The organism is Candidatus Merdisoma sp. JLR.KK006 (assembly GCF_036941035.1).
Taxonomy (GTDB): Bacteria; Bacillota; Clostridia; order Lachnospirales; family Lachnospiraceae; genus Laedolimicola.
This window is the reverse complement of sequence record NZ_JAYMNS010000107.1, coordinates 1-249: the sequence shown is the minus strand read 5'-3', so window position 1 is coordinate 249 and position 249 is coordinate 1. Positions and strand designations below refer to the sequence as shown.

The following is a 249-nucleotide window of genomic DNA, read 5'->3' as shown; positions in this document are numbered from 1 at the left end:
TTGAACCGCCAGACCGTGACCGTCAATGAAGAGGGAGGAAGAGTGGAGTTCTCCTACGACGCTTTGGGACGGATCACAAAGGTCATTAATGAGGACGGAGCCGTAACCGAGTACGAATACGATGCCAAGGGAAGAGTGACCGGAATCAAGGACGCTTACGGCAACTATAAGTATTTCACTTACGATCCCATGGACCGTGTGACCTCCGTAACGGATGAAAACGGCGTGGAGCGTAAATACGCCTATGAT

General features: G+C 51.0%; 1 pseudogene. It reads left to right on the top strand.

Features of this window, described 5'->3' with window-relative positions:
- A pseudogene (locus tag VSQ61_RS22795) lies at positions 1-249 on the top strand (RHS repeat domain-containing protein); the annotation flags it as partial.